Raw genomic sequence first — 281 nt, forward strand, 5'->3', positions numbered from 1 at the left:
ATATATCTTCTCTAGTAAGTACACATTAAGCAAAAAACTTTCCGTATAACATGGTGTATAAGAATGCAATATATAGTCATAATTCTCATATATAATTAATCTGCTCTTATGTATCTTAATTTGTTCAAGTCCATGAATGGGTTCTCCTTTATTTCCTTTTTTTAAATAATAACTAATATAACTAGAATCAATTCCAGTATCATATACCCTGTCATAATCTAAATACATAAATCCAGTAGGGAATTCTTGATTCACTTCTACATTTAAATTATCAAGTTCAT

Annotated in this window: 1 pseudogene; it reads right to left on the minus strand. The window is 26.3% G+C overall.

The window, feature by feature from the left end:
* Positions 1-281: pseudogene (locus tag U881_RS12495) on the minus strand (phage portal protein); the annotation flags it as partial.

Source organism: Borrelia persica No12 (assembly GCF_000500045.1).
GTDB lineage: Bacteria > Spirochaetota > Spirochaetia > Borreliales > Borreliaceae > Borrelia > Borrelia persica.